The sequence below is a fragment of the Streptomyces sp. NPDC012935 genome (assembly GCF_042900345.1).
Classification (GTDB): Bacteria; Actinomycetota; Actinomycetes; order Streptomycetales; family Streptomycetaceae; genus Streptomyces.
This window is the reverse complement of the sequence record NZ_JBIBBC010000007.1, coordinates 217996-242217: the sequence shown is the minus strand read 5'-3', so window position 1 is coordinate 242217 and position 24222 is coordinate 217996. Positions and strand designations below refer to the sequence as shown.

Here is a 24222-nt window from a genome sequence, read left to right as displayed (position 1 = left end):
TGATCTTCACCGCTCGAACAAGATCGAAGATTAACAGCAGCCACTCAGAGGGGGGAACAAGTATCCGAATGTGACCATCTCGTGATGTCGCGCTCGGAGAAAAGAAGGGGCCCCAGCGGTGGGATCTCGCGTCCACCTCTAGGGCCCTGGGAGTCGGCGTTGTGATACCGAGCCGTCTTCGTCCGGCTATTCAGCAGCTCCGGCGGAAGTCCGGGCGGGCCGGCGCCGCCACAACGCCACGGGGAGAACGCTCGCGAAAGCGACCGTATTCAGCGCGTCGGACGGTGTCGCAGCGGCGGCGGCCTGCTGGTCGAGCCCCGGCTGGTCGAAGGTGTCAGGCACGGGCAGCGTGTCCCAGCGGTCGATCGGCCAGGCCTTCACGATGGCGCGTCCAATGACTTCCTCGACCGGGACCATGCCGTGGTACTTCTCGCCCTGGTTGTAGCGCGAGTCACGCGAGTTCTGTCGGTGGTCGCCCATGACCCAGAGGTAGCCCTGAGGAATCTTGACCTTGAACTGACCACCCGAGTCGTCGTTCGAGCAGGGTGTGTTGCCGGGGTACACGTACGGCTCGTTCAGTGCCTTGCCGTTGACCTTCAGCGGACCGGTCCCCTGGCACTCAACCGTGTCTCCACCGACCCCGATCACGCGTTTGATCAGGTCCTTCTCCTCCACCGACGGCATCAGGCCGATCCAGCTGAGGAACGTCTGCAGTGCGTTGGGATCCGGGGTCGGCTCGCCCCTGAGCCAGTTACCGGGGTCGTGGAACACGACGACCTCGCCGCGCTCGGGCTCGGAGCCGAACCAGGGGGTGAGCTTGTCGACCAGGACGCGGTCACCCTGCTGGAGGGTGTTCTGCATCGAGTCGGAGGGGATCGAGAACGCCTGTACCAGGAACGTCTTGATCAGCAGCGCGAGGACGAGCGCGATACCGATCAGGATGGGCAGCTCCTTCCAGAAGGAGCGCTGCTTCTTCGACTGGGGGGAAGCCCCGCCCGACCCCTGACCGTCGGCCGGCGGCCGCCCGCCGGACCCTTCGCCGTCGCCGGCCGCTCCGGGGTCATTCCCGGAGGTCACGGCGCCGTCCGCGGCCGGGTCGGCTGCTCCCACGGGGCGTCCGCGGTGCTCCTCGCCGTCGTGCCCGGATCGTGCGCCAACAGCCACATCCCCCACGCCAACTCCTCACTCTCTGCCGCTGCCTGACCGAGAGACGGTGCAGGCCCACCACTCCCATAACGAGCGGGAGTTCCGCAGGGCTCGGGAGCTGAATCGTTCCGATCGATTCGTCGGAAGCAACCCTATGCGACTGCTGGGCGGCCGCGGTCGACCCGGTCGCCGCGTCGGACACCGATGCGTAAGTTTTAGGTTCCTCGAGTGAGTTCCAGTGACCGAAGGGCCAGGCGATGACCATGGCCCGTCCCACGACCTCGGTCTCGGAGACCGTGCCGCCGTAGCCCTGGTTCTGGTGTACGCGGGAGTCCGCGGAGTTGGCGCGGTGGTCGCCCATCACCCACAGCCGGTCCTGCGGGACGGTGATGTCGAACTCCGTCTTGGAGGGGGCGTTGCCGGGATACAGATAGTCCTCGTTCAGGGGAACGCCGTTGACGGTGACCCGCCCTTGCGTGTCACAGCACTTGACGCGGTCGCCGCCGACCCCGACGACCCGCTTGATGAGGTCCTTCTCGTCCTCGGACGGCAGCAGGCCGATGAAGGTGAGCGCCTCCTTGACCTGCTTGATGACGACCGGGTCCTCCTTCTTCACCGTCGTCTGCTCGTCCTGGAGCCAGCCGCCGGGGTCCTTGAAGACAACGACGTCCCCGCGCTCGGGCTCGGAGCCGAACCAGGGGGTGAGCTTGTCGACCAGAACACGGTCGCCGATCTGGATCGTCTGCTCCATCGAGCCGGACGGGATCACGAAGGCTTGGACGAGGAATGTCTTCAGGACCAGCGCTATGAGGACCGCGACGCCGACGAGGAGGGGTATCTCCTTGATCGCGGAACGCCTGCGGCGGCGCTTGACCTTGCGCTGGAGCTTGCGCCGCTCCGCGCGCGTACGACCGCCGGCGGGGCTGGCTGAGCGCCGGGAGCCGGTGGGCAGCAGGTTCTCGGCGGGGCTGCTCGCGACGCCGCGCGGTTTGCCACGGTTACCCATGCGCGCCCTCCGCTGCGGGCACGCGCGCGTAGGCGTCCGGACGGTCCAGGCGGGTCCAGTGGGCGGTCGGCCATACGACCCAGTCGACGCGGCCGATGACGTCGTCGAGCGGGATCATGCCGCCGCCGGGCGAGCCGAGGTGGTCGCGGGAGTCGCTGGACTCGCTGCGGTGGTCGCCGAGGAGGAAAAGGGTGCCGTCGGGCACGACGACGTCGAAGGGCACCGTGGACGGGCTGTCGCCGGGGTGCAGGAATGTCGACTCGTCGACCGACCGGCCGTTCACCTGGACCCTCCCCTCCTTGTCACAGCAGACCACGTGGTCTCCCCCCACACCCACAACGCGCTTGACGTAGTCCGCATCCCCGAAGTACCCAGTTCCGTCGAACACGACAACATCGCCGCGTCGCGGCTCGGCACCGAAACGGTACGCCAACTTATTTACGAGAACGCGGTCGCCGATCCTCAATCCGGACTCCATGGATCCGCTGGGAATCTCGAACGGCCGCAGCACGAACGTGTTGAGCAGCAGCAGAAAGACCAGGAAGACCAGCAGAGTCAGGCTGATCCGCCCGCCCGGGACCCACGCGGCGATCCGCGACAGCAACGCGAAGCGCGACCGCCCCTCCGGTCCCTCGGTGTCCGAGATCGCCTCGGAGTCGGAAGGGCGGGAGGAGCGGTCGCGCTCCGTCGGCTGTGCTTCGGTGTCCATCGGGGCCAGATGTTATCCGGCCCCGCTGGGGACCCCGCGGGGGTGATCCCCCGAAAGCGCTCAGTTCTCGCGCTTCTCCTTGATCTTCGCCGCCTTGCCGCGCAGCTCACGCAGGTAGTACAGCTTGGCGCGACGCACGTCACCGCGGGTCACGAGCTCGATCTTCTCGACGATCGGGGTGTGCACCGGGAAGGTGCGCTCGACGCCGACAGAGAAGGAGACCTTGCGAACCGTGAAGGTCTCGCGAACGCCGGCGCCCTGGCGGCGGATGACAACGCCCTTGAACTGCTGCACACGGGAGCGGTTGCCCTCGATGACGCGGACGTGGACGTTGACGGTGTCGCCCGGGCGGAAGGCCGGAACGTCGCTGCGCAGCGACGCGGAGTCGACGGAGTCGAGCAGGTGAGACATTTCGTCTGCTTTCTTCGCCCATGCCACAGGTCATAGGCGGGAGATAGATTCTTCGTGAGGATGCTGTTCGCGTCGGGGCGGGCGTCGTGTCCCCCTGTGGCAGGGGCGCATGCCGGACGGCGCACAACAGCGGCCTATTCTTCCACGCTCTCGGTCCTGCGCCAAAATCGGCCGAACCGCTCCCCCTCCGGGTCGGGCATCCAGCCCAGGATGGAGAGCATCTCGCGGTCCTTCTTGTCGAAGGCCTTGGGGTCGCAACGCTCGATCAGGTCGGGCCGGTTGGCCGTCGTACGCCTGAGAGCCTCGTCACGCCGCCAGCGGGCGATCTTGCCGTGGTGGCCGCTGAGCAGCACGTCGGGGATGTCCCGGCCGCGCCACTCGGGCGGCTTGGTGTAGACGGGACCCTCCAGGAGGCTCGCCATCGCGCCGGGCGCGAAGGAGTCGTCCCGGTGGGACTCGGCGTTGCCCAGGACGCCGGGCAGCAGGCGCGCCACGGCCTCGGTGATGACCAGTACGGCCGCCTCGCCGCCGGCGAGGACGTAGTCCCCGATGGACACCTCGTGCACCGGCATACGGGTCGCGTACTCGTCGATCACCCGGCGGTCGATGCCCTCGTAGCGGGCCGGCGTGAAGATCAGCCAGGGCCGCTCGGAGAGTTCCACGGCGAGTTCCTGGGTGAAGGGGCGGCCGCTGGGGGTGGGGACGATCAGGCAGGGCCCGCCAGAGCCCGTCTCGTAGCCGTCGGCCAGGACGGAGTCCAGTGCGTCGCCCCAGGGGTCGGTCTTCATGACCATGCCGGGGCCGCCGCCGTACGGGGTGTCGTCGACCGTGTTGTGGCGGTCGTACGTCCAGGTACGCAGGTCGTGCACCTGGACGTTCAGCTGCCCACGCGCGCGTGCCTTGCCGACGAGGGAGACGTTCAGGGGCTCCAGGTACTCGGGAAAGATCGTGACGACGTCGAGCCGCATCAGCCCTCGGCCTCCGCGTCTCGGGAAGAGGCGATCTCCGCGTTGTCGTCGATCAGACCCGGGGGCGGGGCGATGACGGCGCGCTGCTCCTCCAGGTCGATCTCGGTGACGATCGCCTCGACGAAGGGGATCATCACCTCGCTCCCGTCGGGCCGCTCCACGATGAAGAGGTCCTGGGAGGGCAGATGCGAGATCTCGGTGATACGACCGACCTCGATGCCGTCCACGGTCACCACGTCCAGGTCCATGAGCTGGTGGTCGTAGTACTCGTCCTCTTCCTCGGGCAGCTCGTCCGGGTCGATCTCGGCGATGAGGAGGGTGTTGCGCAGCGCCTCGGCGGCGGTGCGGTCCCTGATCCCCTCGAAGCGCAGGAGGAGGCGGCCGCTGTGGACGCGGCCGGTCTCGATGGTGAGCGGCCCGGTGGCGGCCGGGTCCGTGGCCAGGACGGCGCCGGGGGCGAGCCGCAGTTCCGGCTCGTCGGTGCGAACCTCGACGGTGACCTCGCCCTTGATGCCGTGGGCGCGGCCGATCCGTGCGACTACCAGCTGCACTGTGCTTGCTCTCCTGTCATGCGACTGGCCGTACGACGCATACGACGGCCATGAACCGCCCGTACGACTACGGGCCGGGGACGGCCCAGTGGCCCTCCCCGGCCCGAGCCGGTGCTGCGTTCGGCGTCAGCGGACGTGGTCCACGTCGACTAGGTCGACACGGACACCGCGGCCGCCGATGGCGCCCACGACGGTGCGCAGAGCGCGTGCGGTACGGCCGTTGCGGCCGATCACCTTACCGAGGTCGTCGGGGTGGACCCGGACCTCCAGCACACGCCCGCGACGCAGGTCGCGCGAGGCGACCTGCACATCGTCAGGGTTGTCGACGATGCCCTTCACGAGGTGCTCGAGAGCCTCCTCGAGCATGCTCAGGCCTCGGCCGACGCGGACTCGGCGGCAGCCTCGTCCTTCTTCTCCGCCTTCTTCTTCTGGGTGATCGCCTCACCCTTGCCCTCGTCCTCGCCACTGAGGGCCTCGAACGTCGGGCGCGCCTTCTTCGGCTCGGCGACGAGCAGCGGAGCCGGGGCGGGCTCGCCCTTGAACTTCTGCCAGTCGCCGGTCTTCTTCAGAATGGCGAGGACGGGCTCGGTCGGCTGGGCGCCGACACCGAGCCAGTACGCCACGCGCTCGGCGTCGACCTCCATCACCGACGGGTTGTACGTCGGGTGGTACTTGCCGATCTCCTCGATCGCACGGCCGTCACGGCGGGTGCGGGAGTCGGCGACGACGATGCGGTAGTGAGGCGAACGGATCTTGCCCAGACGCTTCAGCTTGATCTTGACTGCCACGGGAGTGGGTTCTCCTGGTTTTGACGTGGTTGGGCACGGCGAGACTGCCGCGTGGGGTTGCGGTACCCGAGTGCCCGATGGACGCGTCAGCCGGAGGCGAGAGGGTTCCTGTGCGGCTGTCGAGTACAGCTAGCCATTGTGCCACACCCTGCGGGGCGCTTTTGAGCCGAGGGGCGGCGAGGGTGCCTGGGCATGCCTGCGAGACACCCGGCGACAGGGGGTGCCGTCGGGTGGGGCGCGCAGCCCGGCGCTGGTGGGGTGCCGTCGATACGGCCGATACGACTGTGCAACGGCACCCCGGCGTCGACGCCACGTACTGAACCGGCAGCCACGAGATGCCGGTGTCCGACGAGGCGTCGCTACGCCGCTCCGACCACCTCGGGAATCCGGAACGGCTTCCCGCAGCCGCCGCACACGATCGGCGCCTGCGCCAGCACCGACGGGACGACCCGGACGTTACGGCCGCAGTCGCAGACCGCCTTGACGCGGACTCCGCCCCCGGAGGAGCCGTGGCGGGCGGCCGGGCCCCGGAAGGTCCTGCTCGTGTCGGCGGAGGTGGCCGCCGTGTGGGCCTTCAGGGCGCGCTGAAGGCGTTCCATGGTCGGGCGGTAGCGGCGCTTGGCCTCGGGGTTGAGCGTGACCAGGGAGAAACCGCTGCTCGGGTGCGGTTCCTCGGGGTGGTCCAGGCCCAGCTCCTCGGCGACGGCGAGGAATCTGCGGTTGTGGTAGCGGCCGGCCCGGGAGGTGTCGCGGACGCCGCGCGCGGCGGCGATGCCATGGACTGCCTCATGAAGCAGTCGCTCGAAGGAGAGCTCGTGACCGCACGCGGACGACGACTCCCCGATCAGGGACTCTGGCGCGGCGAGATCCGGCAGCTCGGGGTGGTACCGCTGAATATCGGCCCACGCCTGCGCCAGCTCTGCGGCGAGTACAGGTGGTGTCTGTGTCGTGCTCACGTAATGACAACGAGCCGGGGTGCCGCTGTGTTCCGATTCCGGGGCATCCCAAATAATTTGCACGTACCCGTCAGTTGCGAATGATGCGCCCGGACGAGGGCGGGTGCGCTGATCTGCGGAGAAGCCTCACAGCTCATACCAAGCCGGTGCGTAGTCTGACGTACGCCCCGGCGCGTACGCCCCGTCCACGCGCCGGTGCGGCTGGGGTCCGCGCATGCGCAAGAGGCGTTTCGGCCGGTCTTCTTCCACCCGGGCGTCGTCTCAGTATGCGCGCGCAACGACGGCGACGTTACCGGGTGCGTCCTCGGCGTCCGGCACCGACCCGTCCTCGGCGACCAGACACCGTACGGTCACCGCGTGCTCGGCCAGTCTGACCTCGCCCTCTTCGCCGAGCGTCGCCCACGGGACACGTGCCCAGCCGCCGGCGACGGCCGCGTCGATCGCGTCCTCGATCGTCGTCACGTCGGTGGTGCGGGACTCGCGGCGCTCGCGGGCCTGGGTCAGCAGCAGCGCCTGGTCCTCCTCGAGGACGGCGGGGAGCAGTCGTACGAGATCCTCGATCGCGATCGGCTCCTTGCCGCCGGGGATGCGGCGGGCCAGCATCGCGGTGCCGTTCTCCAGGTCACGGGGCCCGACCTCGATGCGGACGGGCACGCCCTTGAGCTCCCAGTCGACCGCGCGGCGGCCGAAGGGGGTGTCGGTGCGGTCGTCGACGTGGACGCGGATACCGGCCGCCTTCAGCTGGTCGCCGATCTCGCGGACCTTGGCCAGAACCGCCTCGTCGCCCTTGATGGCGAGGACGACGGCCTGGATCTGCGCGAGGCGCGGCGGCACCCGCAGGCCGTTGTCGTCGCCGTGCATCATCACCAGGGCGCCGATCATGCGGGTGGTCGAGCCCCAGGAGGTCTGCCAGACCAGTTCCTGGGCGCCGTCCCTCGACAGGTACGAGGTGTTGAAGGCCTTGGCGAAGTTCTGCCCCAGCTCATGGCTGGTGGCCATCTGCAGGGCCTTGCCGTCGCCCATCATGCCTTCGAGCGTGAGGGTGTTGACGGCGCCGGCGAAGCGCTCCTTGACGGTCTTGCGGCCGGGGACGACGTCCATCGCGAGGACGTTCACCATGAAGTCCTCGTAGACCGCGCGGTGGATGTGCGCGGCGAAGTCGCGGGCGTCCTCGTAGGTGGCGTGCGCGGTGTGGCCCTCCTGCCACAGGAACTCGGTCGTGCGCAGGAAGAGACGCGGTCTGAGTTCCCAACGGACCACGTTCGCCCACTGGTTGATCAGCAGGGGCAGGTCGCGGTAGCTCTGCACCCACTTCGAGAAGTAGTCGTTGATGATCATCTCGGAGGTGGGGCGGACGACCGCCGGCTCCTCGAGCTCCTTGCCGCCGCCGTGCGTGACGACCGCGAGTTCCGGCGCGAAGCCCTCGACGTGGTCCGCCTCCCGCGTGAGATACGACTGCGGGATGAGGAGGGGGAAGTACGCGTTCTGCGTGCCCGTCGCCTTGATCCGGGAGTCCATCTCGGCCTGCATCCGCTCCCACAGCCCGTACCCGTACGGCCGGATGACCATCGTGCCGCGCACCGGGCCGTTGTCGGCCAGCTCCGCCTTGGCGATCAGATCCTGGTACCAGCGCGGGAAGTCGTCCGCCCGTGGCGTGAGTACGGGTGCCTTTGCCATGGCGCGATGGTACGGGTCCACGTTGCCGGAATGTGAATTTTGGCCACGAACGCAGGGATCTCACAAGCCGGGCTCCGCGACCCCTGGACGCAGCGACGGGTGCGGAGTTTCCTGGCATACGGGGGGATGTGAGCGCATGTCACGGGGGCCACGAAATCAGGTACAGCGGCAACTCTCGGCGGATTGGGGCGCTTTAGATGACACCTACGCTCGTGCGGCAGCACCCACCTCATGCGGGCGCGACGCCCCGTGTGAACCCGAGTGCACGCGCGCGTGACTGGTCCGAGATCCAGGAGCGGATGCTGGTTCCGCTCTACGAGGCCGTCTACGAGCGAGTGGAAGTGTGCACCGGCACCCGACTGCTGGGCCTCGGCTGCGGCAGCGGCCTCGCCCTGCTGATGGCGGCGAGCAGAGGCGCGGCCGTGACCGGTGTCGAGTCCTCCTCCCACGAACGGCTGGCCCTCGCGCGGCAGCGGTTGCTGCCCGAGGCGGGGGGCACGCGCGCGCATGGCGAGGCCCGGCTCATGGACGGCTCGCCCGGCGACCTGGCCGCCGCGGCCGGCGCGCGGACGCCCGCGTACACGCTGGTGACCGCGTTCGAGCCCATCGGATGCCTGGCGGGTGACTCGGAAGGGCTCGGTGAGGCGCTCGCGGCCGTGACGCCGCTCGCCGAGCGCGGGGCGCCCGTGGTGCTCGCCGGCTGGGGCCCGCCGGAGCGCTGTGCCACGTCGTCCGTGCTGCGGGTGGCCACCAAGCTGGCCGATCCCCTGCGCAGTACGGGCAGTTGGCGCCCCGCCCTGCGCGACGACCTGGAGGAGGTCGCCCAGCGCGCGGGCCTCAGGCCCGACGGTTCCGGGCGGGTGGCCTGCCCGTTCGGGTACGCGGACGTCGACAGTGCCGTACGGGGACTGCTGTCGACGGGGCTGTTCGACGCGGCGATCGCGGCGACCGACCAGGCCCAGGTGGACAAGGAGGTGACGGAGGCGCTGCATCCGCACCTGCGGCAGGACGGCACGGTATGGATGCCCAACGTGTTCCGGTACCTGATCGCCCGCGTGCCCTGAGCCCTACCGGGCGTCGTCCTTCTTCAGCCGCGTGATCCCCGCGATCCGGTACGCGTCGGCCTCCTCCAGCGTCTCGTTCTCCAGCAGCGCCTCGGCCAGGGCGTTCAACTGCCCGCGGTGGTCGCGGAGTTTGCGGCAGGCTTCCTCGTAGCACTCGTCGACGATCCGGCGCATCTCGGCGTCGATCACGTCGAGGGTCTGCGGGGCTGCCGCGAGCCCGTACGCCTGCTGGGCGTCGCTGGGCAGGGCGGACAGCCGTCCCACGCGCTCGCTCATGCCCCAGCGGGCGACCATGGCGCGCGCGATGTTGCTGACCTGTTCGAGGTCGTTCTCCGCGCCCGTGGTGACGACCCCGTAGACCACCTGTTCCGCCGCCATGCCGCCCAGGGCGCCGATGATCCGCCCGCGCAGATAGCCCTCGGAGTGCGCGTACCGCTCCACCTCGGGGGTCGACATCGTCACCCCGAGCGCCCGGCCGCGGGGCACGATGGTGATCTTGCGTACGGGGTCGGCGCCGGGCTGCAGCATGCCGAGGAGGGCGTGTCCGCTCTCGTGGTACGCGGTGCGCCGGCGGTCCTCCTCGGGCATCACCAGGGTGCGCTCGGCGCCCAGTTGCACCTTCTCCAGGGCCTCGGACAGGTCCGGCTGGGTCACCTGGTCCTGCTTGCGCTTGACGGCGAGGAGCGCGGCCTCGTTGGCGAGGTTGGCCAGATCCGCGCCTGTCATGCCCGGGGTGGTGCGGGCCAGCTGGGTCAGGTCCACGTCTTCGGCGAGGGGGATCTCGCGGGTGTGGATGCGCAGGATGGCCTCGCGCCCACCGCGGTCCGGCGGGGCGACGTTGACCACCCGGTCGAAGCGGCCGGGCCGGGTCAGCGCCGGGTCCAGGATGTCGGCTCGGTTCGTCGCCGCGATGACGATGACGCCCTCGGAGCCGGAGAAGCCGTCCATCTCCGTGAGGATCTGGTTCAGCGTCTGCTCGCGCTCGTCGTGGCCGCTCACCGAGGCACCGCCGCCCCGCATCCGTCCGATGGTGTCGATCTCGTCGATGAAGATGATCGACGGCGCCACCTTGCGCGCCTCGGCGAACAGTTCCCGGACTCGGGACGCGCCGACGCCGACGATCATCTCGATGAACTCGGACGCGGAGGCGGAGAAGAACGGCACGCCCGCCTCGCCCGCCACCGCGCGGGCCAGCAGGGTCTTGCCGGTGCCGGGCGGGCCCGCGAGCAGTACGCCGCGCGGCATCTTCGCGCCCATCCTGCGGTACGCGTCGGGATGCTCCAGGAAGTCGACGACGTCATCCAGCTCGCCCTTGACCTCGTCGATGCCGGCCACGTCGGCGAAGGTCGTGCGCTCCTTGCCCGGCTGGAGCTCCACCGGTTTCGGCGGCGCCTTGCGGCCGAGCATGCCGCCCGCGCCGCCCAGGCCCGCGCCCATCCGCCGGGCGACGAAGATCCAGACCGCGAGCAGCAGAGCGATCGGGATCAAGGAGAACAGCAGGTTGGACAGCACGCCGCGCTCCCGCACGACCGGCTCGGCGGTCACCGTCACGTCGCGGCTGCTCAGGTCCTGCCAGAGCTCGTCGTCCGCGAAGGCGGGGCGCTGCGTCTTGAACTTGGTGTAGTCGCCGTCGCCGTCGGGGTTGTCCCGGGCGCTCTTGAGCTCGCCCTGGATCGCGTCGCCCTTGGAGTAGATCTTGGAGACGTTTCCGGCGTCGACCTGCCTGCTGAACTCCGTGTAGGAGATCGTCGGCTCGTTGCCCCGGTCGAAATACGTCAGTCCCAGGTAGGCGAGCAGGAAGACGATCACGGCGGTGAGGAGCAGGCCCCACCAACGGCCGCGCATCCGTCGGCCGCGGGGCCGCCCGGGCGGCTCGTCCGGAGTGCCCTCGGTGCGCCACGGCTGGTCAGGAGCCTTGCGCGGCGGCGCGGCATTGCTCATATCTGGACGTTACGGCAGATACCGAGCCGCGGCATGCGCTGGGGGCGCCCCCAAAGCGAGGGGCGCCCCCAGTGACGTAGGCAACGGGACGGCTGTACGTGACGGGACAGCCGTACGAAACGAACCGTCAGCCCATGAACTTCTTGAACTCGTCCGGCAGCTCGAAGTCCTGCCCGCCCTGCTGGCCCGGCAGACCGAGGGCGCCGCCGGCCTGGGCGGCGGCGGCCCGACGGGCGGCCTCCTCCTGCTCCTGCTGCTTGCGCTTCATCGGGTTGCCGGAGCGCTGCTTGCCCTTGGCCTTCTTCGGGGCCTTCTTGGTGCGGCCGGGGCCGCCTCCCATACCGGGCATCCCCGGCATACCCGGCATGCCGCCGCCCTGAGCCATGCGGGACATCATCTTGCGGGCCTCGAAGAACCGCTCGACGAGGTTCTTGACCGCGCCGACCTCGACACCGGAACCGCGGGCGATACGCGCGCGTCGCGAGCCGTTGATGATCGTCGGCTCCTGGCGCTCGGCCGGGGTCATCGACTTGATGATCGCGGCCGTGCGGTCGACGTCCCGCTCGTCGAGGTTGTTGATCTGGTCCTTGATCTGGCCCATGCCCGGAAGCATGCCGAGCAGCTTGGAGATGGAGCCCATCTTCCTGACCTGCTCCATCTGGGCCAGGAAGTCGTCGAGGGTGAAGTCCTGGCCCTTCTTGGAGGCCAGCTTCTCGGCCATCTTCTGGGCTTCGGCCTGGTCGAACGTCTTCTCCGCCTGCTCGATCAGGGTGAGCAGGTCACCCATGTCGAGGATGCGGGAGGCCATCCGGTCCGGGTGGAAGGCGTCGAACTCGTCGAGCTTCTCGCCGTTCGACGCGAACATGATCGGCTTGCCGGTGATCTGCCGGATCGACAGGGCCGCACCACCGCGGGCGTCACCGTCGAGCTTGGAGAGCACCACGCCGTCGAAGCCGACGCCGTCGCGGAAGGCCTCGGCGGTGTTGACCGCGTCCTGACCGATCATCGCGTCGACGACGAACAGGATCTCGTCCGGCGAGACCGCGTCCCGGATGTCGGCGGCCTGCTGCATCATCTCCTGGTCGATGCCCAGGCGGCCGGCGGTGTCCACGATCACGATGTCGTGGACCTTGGTCCTGGCGTGCTCGATGGAGTCCTTGGCGACCTTGACCGGGTCACCCACGCCGTTGCCCGGCTCGGGCGCGTAGACCGCGATGCCGGCGCGCTCGGCGACGACGCTGAGCTGGTTCACCGCGTTCGGGCGCTGGAGGTCACAGGCCACCAGCAGTGGCGAGTGGCCCTGCTCCTTCAGCCAGCGGCCGAGCTTGCCCGCGAGGGTGGTCTTACCGGCACCCTGCAGACCGGCCAGCATGATCACGGTGGGCGGCTGCTTGGCGAACCGCAGGCGACGGGTCTCCCCGCCGAGGATCGTGACGAGCTCGTCGTTGACGATCTTCAGGACCTGCTGGGCCGGGTTCAGCGCCTTGGAGACCTCGGCGCCGAGGGCACGCTCCTTGACGTTCTTGATGAACGTACGGACGACGGGCAGAGCCACGTCCGCTTCGAGGAGGGCGATGCGGATCTCGCGCGCGGTCGCGTCGATGTCCGCCTCGGAGAGCCGTCCCTTGCCGCGCAGGTTCTTGAAAGTCGCTGAGAGGCGATCGGAAAGAGTATCGAACACGGCGCTCGCGGTCCTCGGGGTCGGTGGCGGCTGGCAATCGCCCTCCAGGGTATCCCGGCGGCGCGGGTTGCCGGGATCCCCCGTTCAGCCCTGCAATGTCTCCTCCAGCTTGCGGGCCACGGAGGCCGCCTCCTCCCTGGGCAGCGGCGCCCCCTCCGGCCCTGTGACATAGAACGCGTCGACGGCGTTGGCGCCCAGGGTGCTGACATGTGCACTGCGCACCCGCACGCTCGCGTCCTCCAGCGCCCGGCCGATCCGGAAGAGCAGCCCGGGGGCGTCCTGGGCCCGCACCTCGATCACCGTGGCCAGCCGGGAGGCCGCCGGGTGGACGGACACCCTCGGTGGCGGCGCCACCACGCCCCGGCGGCGCGGGTACGCCGCGTCCCGCTCCGCGAGACGGCCCGCGATGTCCAGTGAGCCGTCCAGGGCGCGTACGAGGTCGGCGCGCAGCCGGGCGGCCTGCGGCAGGGAGCCGTACTCGGCGGCGACCCACCAGTTCAGCAGCAGGACGGAGCCGTCGACGCCGTCCGGGAGATCCAGGGCGCGCAGTTCCGCCGTGCGGACGGTCAGGCGGTGCATCGCCAGGACGCCCGCCACCGCGGGCAGCACGCCCGGCTGGTCCGGTACGGCGATGAGGAGCTCCACGCCTAGCGGCTCGGGATCGCCCGCAGGCTGCTCCCCGGTCGGCGGCTCGGTCTGGGCACGCAGCGCGAGCACCGGACTGCCGGTGGCGATGGCCTCCAGGGCGAGCCGCTCCTGCTCGGCGGTCGGCGCGGCGGCCTCGGGCTCGTCCGGGTCGTCCCCGGCGAGTACGGCCGCGACCCGCTTCACCAGGTCGGCGACCAGGGATCCGCGCCACGACGACCAGGCTGCCGGACCGGTGGCCAGGGCGTCCGCCTCGGTCAGGGCGTGCAGCAGCTCCAGGGTGCCCTGCGAGCCGACGGCGTCGGCGACCGAGCGCACGGTGGCCGGGTCCTCCAGGTCGCGCCGGGTGGCCGTGTCGACGAGGAGCAGATGATGGCGTACGAGGGTGGAGAGCACGCTCACGTCGTCGCGGTCGAAGCCGATGCGCCCGGCCACGTCCCTGGCGATGATCTCGCCGGCCACCGAGTGGTCGCCCGGCCAGCCCTTGCCGATGTCGTGCAGCAGCGCGGCGACCAGGAGGAGGTCGGGGCGGTGGACACGGCGGGTGAACTCGGAGGCGCGCACGGCCGTCTCGATCAGATGCCGGTCGACGGTCCAGATGTGCACGGCGTTGCGCTGCGGGCGGCAGCGGACCCGCTCCCAGTCGGGCAGCAGGCGGGTGATCAGCCCCTCGGCCTCCAGCGCCTCCCAGACGTCGACGGTGGGGCTGCCGGAGCCGAGCAGGGTGACCAGCTGCTCGCGCGCCTCGGCGGGCCAGGGTGTGGGCAGCGGGCGGACGGTGGCCGCCATGCGCCGTACGGCGTGCAGGGAGAGCGGAAGTCCGGCCTGCGCGGCGGCGGCCGCGGCGCGCAGAGGGAGCACGGGGTCGCGTTCGGGGCGCGCGGCGCGGGCGAGCACCACCTCGCCGTCCTGCTCGACCACGCCCTCGGCCAGCGGGGAGCGCTCGGTGGTCGGCTTCCCGCCACCCAGCATGGCGCGCAGACGAGGCCGCACAGCGCGCGAGCGCAAAACGCGCCCCACTTCACGCCAAGTGACATCACTCGCATACGAGATCACCCGGGCCGCCTCGTACACCTGCCGCAGCAGCGTGTCGGCGTCGAGCAGCCCGAGCTCGGCGGCGACCTGGTCCTGCTCCTGCAGGGCGAGCCGGTCGGTCGCACGCCCGGTGGTCAGGTGCAGGGCGTCCCGCACGTCGAGCAGCCGGCGCCGGGCGTCGTCGAGGCCCTCGCGCGGGGCGTCGGCCAGCCAGGAGGCGGCGACGGCGCGCAGGATCGTGGCGTCGCGCAGACCGCCGCGCGCTTCCTTCAGGTCGGGTTCCAGGAGGTACTGCAGCTCGCCCTGGCGCTCGGCGCGTTCGGCGGACAGCTCCTGGAGTTCGGGCAGCCGCTTGGGTGCCTGGTTGCGCCAGTCGGCCAGGACCGCCGTACGCAGTCCGGCCGTGAGTCCCAGGTCGCCCGCGATGTGCCGGGCGTCCAGCAGGCCCAGCTGGACCTTGAGGTCCTCGCCGGCCGTCTTGCGGGCCTCGGCGGGGGTGCGCACGGAGTGGTCGAGGGCCAGGCCCAGGTCCCACACGGGGTACCAGATGCGGTCGGCCAGCGCGGCCACCGCCCGGCTGTCGCCGCTGTCGTGCAGCAGGAGCAGATCCAGGTCGCTGCGCGGAGACAGCTCGCCGCGCCCGTACCCGCCGACGGCGATCAGGGAGACGCCGCGCGTCCCCTCGGCGCCGGCGGCGAACAGGCCGGTCAGCCAGTCGTCGGTCAGTTCCGCGAGGGCGGTACGGCGCGGCGGCCCGGACCGCGCCCCCTCGGTGAGGAGACGCAGCCGGGCCGCCGCGTAGCCGCTGGGTCCCGAGTCCTCTGCATCCTTGGAAACGTCCGTACTCGTCACCCAGCGACTCCTGTTCTGTTTCCCTGCCTCAGAGCGCGTCGGGCCCGCGCTCGCCGGTCCGGACCCGTACGGCCGTCTCGACCGGGAGGGACCAGACCTTGCCGTCACCGATCTTGCCGGTACGGGCGGCCTTGACGATGACATCGATCAGCTGCTCGGCGTCGTCGTCCTCGGCCAGGACCTCGATGCGGATCTTCGGGACCAGGTCCACGGTGTACTCGGCACCGCGGTAGACCTCGGTGTGGCCCCGCTGACGACCGTAGCCGCTGGCCTCGGTGACCGTCAGGCCGTGGACTCCGAAGGCCTGGAGGGCTTCCTTGATCTCGTCGAGCCGGTGGGGCTTGACGACGGCGGTGATGAGCTTCATGCGTCCACCTTCTTGCTCGCGGCCGCGCCGACCGGTGCCGGGGCGGCGGCCGTACGGGCGGCACCGCCACCGGCGCCACTGAAGTCGTATGCGGTCTCGGCGTGCTCGGCCTGGTCGATGCCGGCGACCTCGTCGTCCTCGGAGACCCGCATCCCGATGGTCTTGTCGAGGATGAAGGCGAGGAGCGCGGAGACGATCAGCGAGTAGGCCAGGACCGCGAAGACACCGGCGCACTGCTTCCAGAACTGGGTCAGGCCGCCGCCGTAGAAGAGGCCCTCGACCTCGGACTGGCCCTTGCCGCTGGCGAAGAAGCCGATCAGCAGGGAGCCGACGACACCGCCGACCAGGTGGACACCTACGACGTCGAGCGAGTCGTCGTAGCCGAGCTTGTACTTCAGGCCCACGGCCACGGCGCACAGCAGACCGGCGATGGCGCCGACGGCGATCGCGCCGAGCGGGCTGACCGCACCACCGGCGGGAGTGATGGCGACCAGACCGGCGACCGCGCCGGAGGCGGCGCCCAGCGTGGTGAACGCGCCGTGCCGGATCTTCTCGTAGATCAGCCAGGCCAGCATGGCGGCGGCGGTGGCGACCTGCGTGTTGACGAACATCAGCGCGCCGACGCCGTCGTCGTTGCCCAGCCACGAGCCGGCGTTGAAGCCGAACCAGCCGAACCACAGCAGACCGGCGCCGAGCATGACGAGCGGCAGGCTGTGCGGACGCATCGGGTCCTTCTTGAAGCCGACGCGCTTGCCGATGACGAGGATCACGCCGAGCGCCGCGGCGCCCGCGTTGATGTGGACCGCCGTACCACCGGCGAAGTCGATCACGCCCAGTTCGAAGGCCCAGCCGCCGGCGCCCCAGACCCAGTGCGCGACCGGGAAGTAGACGACCGTGGCCCACAGCGCGACGAACAGCGCCCACGCGGTGAACTTCACGCGGTCGGCCAGCGCGCCGCTGATCAGGGCAGGAGTGATGATCGCGAACATCAGCTGGAAGACCAGGAAGACGAAGATCGGGATGGTGTATCCGTCCCACAGCTCCGTCAGGCCGATGTTGCTGAGGCCCACCCAGTCCGAGTTCCAGCCGATGAGGCTGCCGGAGTCGGTGCCGAACGCCATGGAGAAGCCGTACAGCACCCACAGGATGGTGACGATCCCCAGACTGATGAAGCTCATCATCAGCATGTTCAGGGTGCTCTTGACGCGGACCATGCCTCCGTAGAAGAAGGCCAGGCCCGGGGTCATGAGCATCACCAGGGCGGAACAGATGAGCATGAAGCCTGTGTTGGCGGACGACAGCGTGGGTGCGTCCGCCGCAAGCGTGATGGCGGCTGATGCCATCGGCGTCTCCTCGTCGATTGGTACGGCCCCGTGCGGGCGAAGCCTGAGCGGATTGAGGGGTGGGCCGGTTATGCGCCATGAGATTGGCGCAGCGCCGTTTCGGTGGAAGCCCCTCGTTGTTTCGCCGCCGTGACGAAGGCGCCTTGTGTGTTACGCGTCGATGAACTGCCGGATCTCCGGCTGCCGGATCGTTATCGTGGCGCAACCTTCAATGAAGGTGTACAGGACCGGCCGCGGGCGGCCTTCCGATGACCTGGCATGGGGGAGCCGAGTCGGGCAGTTCGGGAAGGCCGGCCGCGGCCGGGGTTCTGGGGTTGTGCGGGATTTACCCGCGGCTGTCAGACCGCCTCCGCGCTCTCCGGCAGCTCCACCGCGAGCTTGTCCGTCAGGTCCACGACCTCGGCGAGATCCCCGAAGTCGCGTACGGCCGTGTCGACCGTCTTTCGAATACGAGTGTTGACGCGCTCGGAGCGCACCTTCTTGGCGACCTGCATGGCGTGCTCGGCGTAGACCGTGCTCTGCTCGGGCTCGCGCCGCAGCAGGTGCACGGTGGCCATGCCGATCAGGTTCAGCGCATACGACCGCTGGTGTTCGGCGTCCTTCGCGAACAGGTCCACGGCCTGCTGCATGACCGGCTCGGCCAGCGAGGCGTATGTCGGGCTGCGGCCGGCGACATAGGCGAGGTCGCGGTAGGAGTGGGAGTTCTCGCCGTACAGCTCGGCCTCGGAGAAGAAGCGGATCCAGTCGGGGTCCGGCTCGTCCCACTCATCGGCCTCGGAGAAGGTGTCCTCGGCCATCCGGACCGCCCGCTTGCACTTGCCGGGCTGACCCATGTTGGCGTAGGCGCGGGCCTCCATCGCATACAGCATGGACTGGGTGCGCGGGCTGGCGCAGTCCCGGCTGCCGTACTGCGCGAGGTGGACCAGCTCCAGGGCGTCGTCGGGCCGGCCGAGGTGGATCATCTGGCGGCTCATGCTGGAGAGGATGTACGAGCCGAGCGGCCGGTCACCGGCCTCCTTGGCGGCGTGCAGCGCGAGGACGAAGTACTTCTGGGCGGTGGGCTGGAGCCCGACGTCGTACGACATCCAGCCGGCCAGCTCCGCCAGCTCGGCTGCGACCTTGAACAGCTTCCTGGTGGTGGACTCCGGCTGGGGCTCCTGGAGCAGGTCGGTCACCTCGTGCAGCTGGCCCACGACCGCTTTGCGGCGCAGACCGCCGCCGCACTGGGCGTCCCACTGCCGGAACATCACGGTGGTGGACTCCAGCAGGTCCAGCTCGGGCCTGGACAGCCGACCGCGCGCGCGGGACGACGGGACGGGCCGGGTCTCCGCGCGCGGGGCGGACGGCGCAGGGACCAGCCAGCGCTGCATCGGCTCGATGAGGGCCGGGCCCGCAGCCAGGGCCAGCGAGCTCCCGAGGAAGCCGCGCCGCGCCAGCATCAGGTCGCTGCGCGAGAACTCGCTGAGCAGGGCCACCGTCTGCGGACCCGTCCAGGGCAGGTCGACGCCGGACACGGAGGGTGACTGGCGGGCGGCGCGCAGGCCGAGGTCCTCGACGGAGACGACACAGCCGAACCGCTCCGAGAACAGCTCGGACAGGATCCGCGGGATCGGCTCGCGGGGGTTCTCACCGTCGAGCCAGCGGCGTACGCGCGAGGTGTCGGTCGAGATGTGGTTGGCACCCAACTGGCGTGCGCGGCGGTTCACTTGGCGGGCCAGTTCGCCCTTCGACCAGCCGCTGCGCACGAACCAGGACGCGAGCAGCTCGTTCGGGCGCTTGTCAGCGTGCGCTGCGCCACCGGCGCTCGTACCGCTTCCGCTGTTGCCGCTCACTGGAACGCCCCCATCCCTTGGACCACTTGTCACCGAGTGCGCCAAGCCCTATCAGAATGCCGGTAAATACGGTCTCCCGTCCGGCAGTTGTCACCCTTCGAACGGAAAGCCGACTTGCCCCCGGCATACCCACGAGTGCATGTGCCCCGAGGCTCCGTGCACACACGGTAATCCTACGATCACGCCTCCAGCCATGGCGATCCGGGAAACGCCACCATTCGCCACCCCTTCGAATGAACTAACGGGCGCCTCCACGCGATTCACTTGACATAGGACGGCCGGAAGTGGGCGGAGCGAAGCACTCACAGGCGCGCGTCGCACTGTCCACAACCCTGGACGCTTCCAAGCGCCGCGTGAACCGAGCGGCGTCGGCGGGTAACCGGCCTTCTGAGGAACACACAGGGTCACGATGCGAATTCGCGCCGTAACCACTGGCGCGCTGGACCCGTTGGAGGGGGCATGGGCTTCACGATCGGCGGCATCCGGGAGATCCGATCCGGCTCGCGTCGGCGCGGCCGCGCCTCGGAGTGCACCGCCGTCGCCGAGTTCACCGGGCTGTGGGGCTGGGACGTGGTGCCCGGCGCGCGCGCCTCAGCGGGCGCCTGCTCGTGCGGCCGCTCCGACTGCGGTGCGCCCGGCGCACACCCCCTCGACTTCGCGCCGCAGATCCCGGCCGGGGCCACGCTCGACGAGGTCGCCAAGGCGTGGTCGGAGTTTCCCGGTGCCTCGGTGATGCTGCCGGCCGGGCGGGCGTTCGACGTGATCGAGGTGGCCGAGCCGGCCGGACGCCGTGCGTTGGCCCGGCTCGAACGGATGGGTCTCCCCCTCGGCCCGGTCACCGCCACGCCCGACGGCCGTGCCCAATTCCTGGTCGCCCCGGGCGCCGCCGCCGAGCTCCCCGAGCTCCTGTACCGCATGGGCTGGGACGACCCGCCCCACCTCGACCTGCGTGGTCTCGGCCCCGGTACGTCCATCACCGCCCCGCCGTCCGACCGGGGCGGACTGGGGCCGGTGCGCTGGCTGCGCCCGCCCGAACTGGACACGGCGACGAAGCCGCCGGCCGCGCGGCTGCTGCTGGGAACGCTGGCCTACGTGGCCCATCGGTCGCGCGCGTAGCTCTCGATACGGAAGAGCCCCACACCATCTGCACCATGAGTGGGGCTCTTCCTCGGGTACGACTTCTCGTACGTGCACTCAGTCGCCGATAAGCGCATCCACGAACGCCTCCGGCTCGAACGGCGCCAGGTCGTCGGCGCCCTCGCCGAGACCGACCAGTTTCACCGGCACGCCCAGCTCCCGCTGGACCGCGATCACGATGCCGCCCTTGGCCGTGCCGTCCAGCTTGGTGAGCACGATGCCGGTGATGTCGACGACCTCGGCGAAGACACGGGCCTGGACCAGACCGTTCTGCCCCGTCGTCGCGTCCAGCACGAGCAGCACCTCGTCGAGCGGCGCGTGCTTCTCGACGACCCGCTTGACCTTGCCGAGCTCGTCCATGAGGCCGGTCTTGGTGTGCAGGCGTCCGGCGGTGTCGATGAGGACGACGTCCGACCCCATCTCCTTGCCCTCCTTCACCGCGTCGAAGGCGACGGAGGCGGGGTCGCCGGCCTCCGGCCCGCGCACGGTGTAGGCGCCGACCCGCTCGCCCCAGGTCTGCAGCTGATCGGCGGCGGCGGCACGGAAGGTGTCGGCGGCACCCAGCACGACGCTGCGGCCGTCGGCCACGAGGACGCGGGCGAGCTTGCCGGTGGTGGTGGTCTTGCCGGTGCCGTTGACGCCGACGACCATCACGATGCCGGGCTTGCTGGTCTCCGGCTCGGTCTTGACCACGCGGTCCATGTCGGTGCCGACCAGCTTGAGCAGCTCCTCGCGCAACAGGCCGCGCAGCTCGTCGGGCGTGCGGGTGCCGAGGACCTTCACGCGCTCGCGCAGCCCCTCGACCAGCTCCTGGGTGGGCTGCACGCCGACGTCGGCGGTGAGCAGCGTGTCCTCGATCTCCTCCCAGGTGTCCTCGTCGAGGTGCTCGCGCGACAGGAGCGTGAGCAGCCCCTTGCCGAGGGCGGTCTGGGAGCGGGAGAGCCGGGCGCGCAGTCGGATCAGGCGGCCGGCGGTGGGCTCCGGTACCTCGATCTCGATCGGCGGGGGCTCTTCGACGACGGGCGGTTCCTCGACGGCGACCCCGGTCGAGCCGTCGGGAAGATCCACCTCCTCTATGGTCCGGCGCGGTTCGTCGCGCGGCGTCTCGGCCTCGTCGCCGACGTGCGGCTCGGCCGGAGGGGCGGTGATGTCGGGGGCGGCGGGCGGCGGCGGGGGCAGCTGCTTCTTGCGCCGGCTGCCGATGATGAGCCCGCCGAGCGCGCCGAGCACGACCACGGCGATGACTACAGCAAGGATGACGATGTCCATAACCCGTCCAGTATCGGCCATGGAGCCCGGCGACACCGCTCTGGATGTCTGACACACCGTCAGCTAACGTCCGCCTTCACACCCGCCCGGTGAAGGGGGACCCCCATGCCCGTCACGGTCGTACGCTTCAACCTCGTCGAGCCCGACGCGACCCCCGCCTCGCTCGCCGCCCGCTACCGGGCGGCCCTGGAGATGTCCGCGTACGCCGATGAGCACGGCATCACCACCGTGCAGACCGAGGAGCACCACGGCGCCGACAACAACTGGCTGCCGTCTCCGTTCGCCTTCGCGGCCGCGGTCTTCGGCGGGACACAGCGCGTCGCGGTCACCGTCTCCGCGATCATCGGCCCACTGCACGACCCGCTGCGGCTGGCCGAGGAGATCGCCGTACTGGACCTGCTGAGCGGCGGCCGGCTGGTGACGGTCGCCGGGATCGGCTACCGGCCCGAGGAGTACGCCCTGTTCGACGTGGACTGGAAGCGGCGCGGAAAGCTGCAGGACGAACTGCTGGAGACGGTGCTGAAGGCCTGGACCGGCGAGCCCTTCGAGTACCGGGGCCGTACGGTACGGGTCACTCCGCGTCCGTACACCGATCCGCACCCGCTCCTGCTGGTCGGCGGCTCCTCGAAGGCCGCCGCCCGCCGGGCCGCCCGGCTCGGCCTGCCGTTCTTCCCCAGCGCGCATCTGCCGGAGCTGGAGGCGTATTACAAGGAGCGCCTCGTCGAGTACGGCACCGCGGGCTGGACCATGATGCCGGCCGCCGAGACTCCGCTGCTGCACGTGGCCGAGGACCCCGACCGGGCGTGGGCGCAGTACGGGAGGCACTTCCTGCACGAGGCACGGACCTATGCCTCCTGGCAGTCCGGGGACATCCGCTCGGCGGTGAGGTCGGGGGCCACGACGGTGGAGGAACTGCGCGCGGAGGGCGTGTACCGGATCGTGACGCCCGAGGAGTGTGTGGCGCTGGCACAGGCGAACTACGTACTGCACCCGTTGTCGGGCGGGATGCCGGTGGAGGAGGGGTGGCGCAGCCTGCGGTTGTTCTGCGAGCAGGTGCTGCCGCGGCTCGCCGCCTGATCCCGTCGCATACGACCGCATCCGCCGCCCTGTCCCGTCGCATACGACACCGCCGCCCCGGCTCGGGCAGTGGCCGAGCCGGGGCGGCGACGAGGTTACGGGGAGAGGGGCAGCGGGGACTTGGCCCTTCTCCCCGAGTTCGGGGAGCCCTGAGACTCAGCCCATCTCCTCCAGCTTCTTGCCCTTGGTCTCGGGCACGAACTTGAGGATGAAGGGGATGGAGAGGAAGGCGAACACCGCGTACATGACGTAGGTGAGCGACAGGTTCCAGTCCGCCAGGTCCGGGAAGGTGATCGTGATCACCCAGTTGGCGATCCACTGGGCCGAGGCGGCCACACCCAGGGCGGCGGCACGGATCTTGTTCGGGAAGACCTCGCCGAGCATGACCCAGACGACCACGCCCCAGGACAGGGCGAAGAAGAGGACGAAGGCGTTGGCGGCGATCAGCGCCACGTAGCCCTGCGCGGTCGGCAGCGGGTCGTTGCCGTTCTGGAAGGAGAAGGACCAGGCGGCCGCCGCGAGCGAGATGCCCATACCGATGGAGCCGATGAGGGCCAGCGGCTTGCGGCCGATGCGGTCGACGAAGATCATCGCGATCACGGTGCCGATGATGTTGATGATCGAGGTCTCGAACGAGTAGAAGAACGAGCTCGACGGGTCGACGCCCACCGACTGCCACAGCAGGTTCGAGTAGTAGAAGATGACGTTGATGCCGACCAGCTGCTGGAAGACGGAGAGGCCGATGCCGATCCACACGATCGGCAGGAGGCCGGACCGGCCGCCCAGCAGGTCCTTGAACGTCGACTTGTGGTCGCTCTTCATGGCCTGCTCGATCTCGGTGACGCGGCCGTCCAGGTCCACGCCGCCCTCGACGTCGGTGAGCACCTTCTTCGCGTCCTCGATGCGGCCGACGCTGATCAGGTAGCGCGGGGACTCGGGGATGGCGAAGGACAGCAGGCCGTAGACGATGGCGGGCACGAGCATCACGCCGAGCATCCACTGCCAGGCCTCCAGGCCCGCGACCGTGCCGCGCTCCTCGCCGTCGGCCATGTTGAGGATGGCCCAGTTGACGAGCTGCGAGACCGCGATGCCGATGACGATGGCGGCCTGCTGGAAGGAGGCGAGCCTGCCTCGGTACGCGGGCGGGGCGACCTCGGCGATATAGGCGGGGCCGATGACCGAGGCCATGCCGATGGCGATGCCGCCGAGGACGCGCCAGGCGGCGAGGTCCCACGCGGCGAACGGGAGACCGGAACCGACGGCGCTCACGGCGAACAGCACCGCCGCGATCTGCATGACGCGGATGCGGCCGATGCGGTCGGCTATGCGGCCGGCGATTGCGGCGCCGAGGGCGCTGCCGAGCAGGGCGCTTGCGGCGACCGTACCGGTGACGCCTGAGCTGAGGTCGAACCGGGCCTGGATGCCGCCGTTGGCTCCGTTGATGACGGAACTGTCGTAGCCGAACAGGAAGCCGCCCATGGCAGCCGCCGCGGTGATGAAGACGACGTGCCCGAGATGTTCGGGGTGCGCCGTCCTCGCTCCTGACGTGGATGCCTGCGCTGTGCTGGTCACGTGTACTCCTCGGGCGCCGGCAACGCTGCCGGGTGGGGGTCAGCCGCTCCAAGTAGTGATACCTGAAGTTAAAAACAACGTTGCAGAGACTATGCCTTCAAGTATCGAAGTCAATACCCAAGAAGCTGTGACCTTGGAGACGCGACTGAGTGAGTTGTGTTCACTTCTTGAAGTGAACGTGAAGGGAAAGGTGCG

The 24222-nt window shown here is 69.9% G+C and carries 21 protein-coding genes; 3 read left to right on the top strand and 18 right to left on the bottom strand.

Annotation, left to right across the window (positions count from 1 at the left end):
- Positions 1-186 precede the first annotated feature (186 nt).
- The 10 genes from lepB (ACFY5C_RS19565) to proS all read right to left on the bottom strand — a co-directional run bounded on the left by lepB (ACFY5C_RS19565) (position 187) and on the right by proS (position 8212).
- Positions 187-1173, bottom strand: a complete 987-nt coding sequence (gene lepB, locus ACFY5C_RS19565) for a signal peptidase I (protein WP_389445787.1) — start codon at positions 1171-1173, stop codon at positions 187-189.
- Positions 1061-2152 carry a signal peptidase I gene (gene lepB, locus ACFY5C_RS19560; RefSeq protein WP_389445785.1) on the bottom strand — a complete coding sequence of 364 codons (1092 nt, stop codon included), beginning with the start codon at positions 2150-2152 and terminating at the stop codon, positions 1061-1063. The genes lepB (ACFY5C_RS19565) and lepB (ACFY5C_RS19560) overlap by 113 nt, the downstream gene beginning before the upstream one ends.
- The gene (lepB, locus tag ACFY5C_RS19555; RefSeq protein WP_389445782.1) at positions 2145-2861 is read right to left on the bottom strand and encodes a signal peptidase I; all 717 of its coding nucleotides are present in this window, start codon (positions 2859-2861) and stop codon (positions 2145-2147) included. Before lepB (ACFY5C_RS19555) ends, lepB (ACFY5C_RS19560) begins: the two co-directional genes overlap by 8 nt.
- 60 nt (positions 2862-2921) lie before the next feature.
- Positions 2922-3272 carry a 50S ribosomal protein L19 gene (gene rplS, locus ACFY5C_RS19550; RefSeq protein ID WP_004924850.1) on the bottom strand — a complete coding sequence of 117 codons (351 nt, stop codon included), beginning with the start codon at positions 3270-3272 and terminating at the stop codon, positions 2922-2924.
- Positions 3273-3406: 134 nt separating this feature from the next.
- Positions 3407-4240, bottom strand: coding sequence for a tRNA (guanosine(37)-N1)-methyltransferase TrmD (trmD, locus tag ACFY5C_RS19545; RefSeq protein WP_389445779.1), 834 nt, complete (start codon positions 4238-4240; stop codon positions 3407-3409).
- On the bottom strand, positions 4240-4791 hold the full coding sequence (rimM, locus tag ACFY5C_RS19540; RefSeq protein ID WP_389445776.1) for a ribosome maturation factor RimM: 552 nt from the start codon (positions 4789-4791) through the stop codon (positions 4240-4242). Before rimM ends, trmD begins: the two co-directional genes overlap by 1 nt.
- Before the next feature lie 126 nt (positions 4792-4917).
- Entirely contained in the window at positions 4918-5157 is a 240-nt protein-coding gene (locus ACFY5C_RS19535; protein WP_005479813.1) for an RNA-binding protein, read from the bottom strand.
- 2 nt (positions 5158-5159) lie between these two features.
- Positions 5160-5579, bottom strand: a complete 420-nt coding sequence (gene rpsP / locus ACFY5C_RS19530; protein ID WP_328878942.1) for a 30S ribosomal protein S16 — start codon at positions 5577-5579, stop codon at positions 5160-5162.
- A 359-nt stretch (positions 5580-5938) separates the two neighbouring features.
- Positions 5939-6535: a hypothetical protein gene (locus ACFY5C_RS19525; protein WP_389445774.1), complete on the bottom strand. Its 597-nt coding sequence runs from the start codon at positions 6533-6535 to the stop codon at positions 5939-5941.
- A gap of 261 nt (positions 6536-6796) precedes the next feature.
- Entirely contained in the window at positions 6797-8212 is a 1416-nt protein-coding gene (gene proS, locus ACFY5C_RS19520; RefSeq protein WP_389445773.1) for a proline--tRNA ligase, read from the bottom strand.
- A gap of 197 nt (positions 8213-8409) precedes the next feature.
- Between proS and ACFY5C_RS19515 the strand changes: the two genes are divergently transcribed.
- A complete protein-coding gene (locus tag ACFY5C_RS19515; protein ID WP_389445770.1) occupies positions 8410-9276 on the top strand; it encodes an SAM-dependent methyltransferase in 867 nt (288 codons plus the stop codon).
- 3 nt (positions 9277-9279) lie between these two features.
- Here the strand turns inward: ACFY5C_RS19515 and ftsH are convergent, their stop codons facing one another.
- From ftsH to ACFY5C_RS19485, 6 genes are all read right to left on the bottom strand, one after another.
- Entirely contained in the window at positions 9280-11217 is a 1938-nt protein-coding gene (gene ftsH, locus ACFY5C_RS19510; protein WP_389445767.1) for an ATP-dependent zinc metalloprotease FtsH, read from the bottom strand.
- A 127-nt stretch (positions 11218-11344) separates the two neighbouring features.
- A complete protein-coding gene (gene ffh / locus ACFY5C_RS19505) occupies positions 11345-12898 on the bottom strand; it encodes a signal recognition particle protein (RefSeq protein WP_389445764.1) in 1554 nt (517 codons plus the stop codon).
- A gap of 84 nt (positions 12899-12982) precedes the next feature.
- Positions 12983-15430, bottom strand: a complete 2448-nt coding sequence (locus tag ACFY5C_RS19500) for a [protein-PII] uridylyltransferase (RefSeq protein WP_389445762.1) — start codon at positions 15428-15430, stop codon at positions 12983-12985.
- 28 nt (positions 15431-15458) lie between these two features.
- Entirely contained in the window at positions 15459-15797 is a 339-nt protein-coding gene (locus ACFY5C_RS19495) for a P-II family nitrogen regulator (protein WP_003997576.1), read from the bottom strand.
- Positions 15794-17140, bottom strand: a complete 1347-nt coding sequence (locus ACFY5C_RS19490) for an ammonium transporter (protein WP_389445760.1) — start codon at positions 17138-17140, stop codon at positions 15794-15796. Before ACFY5C_RS19490 ends, ACFY5C_RS19495 begins: the two co-directional genes overlap by 4 nt.
- A 338-nt stretch (positions 17141-17478) precedes the next feature.
- Positions 17479-18972 (bottom strand): hypothetical protein, encoded by a 1494-nt coding sequence (locus ACFY5C_RS19485; RefSeq protein ID WP_389445757.1) that lies wholly within the window; start codon positions 18970-18972, stop codon positions 17479-17481.
- 459 nt (positions 18973-19431) lie between these two features.
- Here ACFY5C_RS19485 and ACFY5C_RS19480 point away from each other — a divergent pair, with 459 nt between their 5' ends.
- Positions 19432-20088: a bifunctional DNA primase/polymerase gene (locus ACFY5C_RS19480; RefSeq protein ID WP_389445754.1), complete on the top strand. Its 657-nt coding sequence runs from the start codon at positions 19432-19434 to the stop codon at positions 20086-20088.
- 78 nt (positions 20089-20166) lie between these two features.
- Here ACFY5C_RS19480 and ftsY read toward each other — a convergent pair whose 3' ends face one another.
- Positions 20167-21378: a signal recognition particle-docking protein FtsY gene (ftsY, locus tag ACFY5C_RS19475; protein WP_389445752.1), complete on the bottom strand. Its 1212-nt coding sequence runs from the start codon at positions 21376-21378 to the stop codon at positions 20167-20169.
- Positions 21379-21483: 105 nt separating this feature from the next.
- Between ftsY and ACFY5C_RS19470 the strand changes: the two genes are divergently transcribed.
- A complete protein-coding gene (locus ACFY5C_RS19470) occupies positions 21484-22455 on the top strand; it encodes an LLM class flavin-dependent oxidoreductase (protein ID WP_389445750.1) in 972 nt (323 codons plus the stop codon).
- A gap of 156 nt (positions 22456-22611) precedes the next feature.
- Here ACFY5C_RS19470 and ACFY5C_RS19465 read toward each other — a convergent pair whose 3' ends face one another.
- Positions 22612-24027 carry a sugar porter family MFS transporter gene (locus tag ACFY5C_RS19465; protein WP_389445747.1) on the bottom strand — a complete coding sequence of 472 codons (1416 nt, stop codon included), beginning with the start codon at positions 24025-24027 and terminating at the stop codon, positions 22612-22614.
- Positions 24028-24222: the final 195 nt, after the last annotated feature.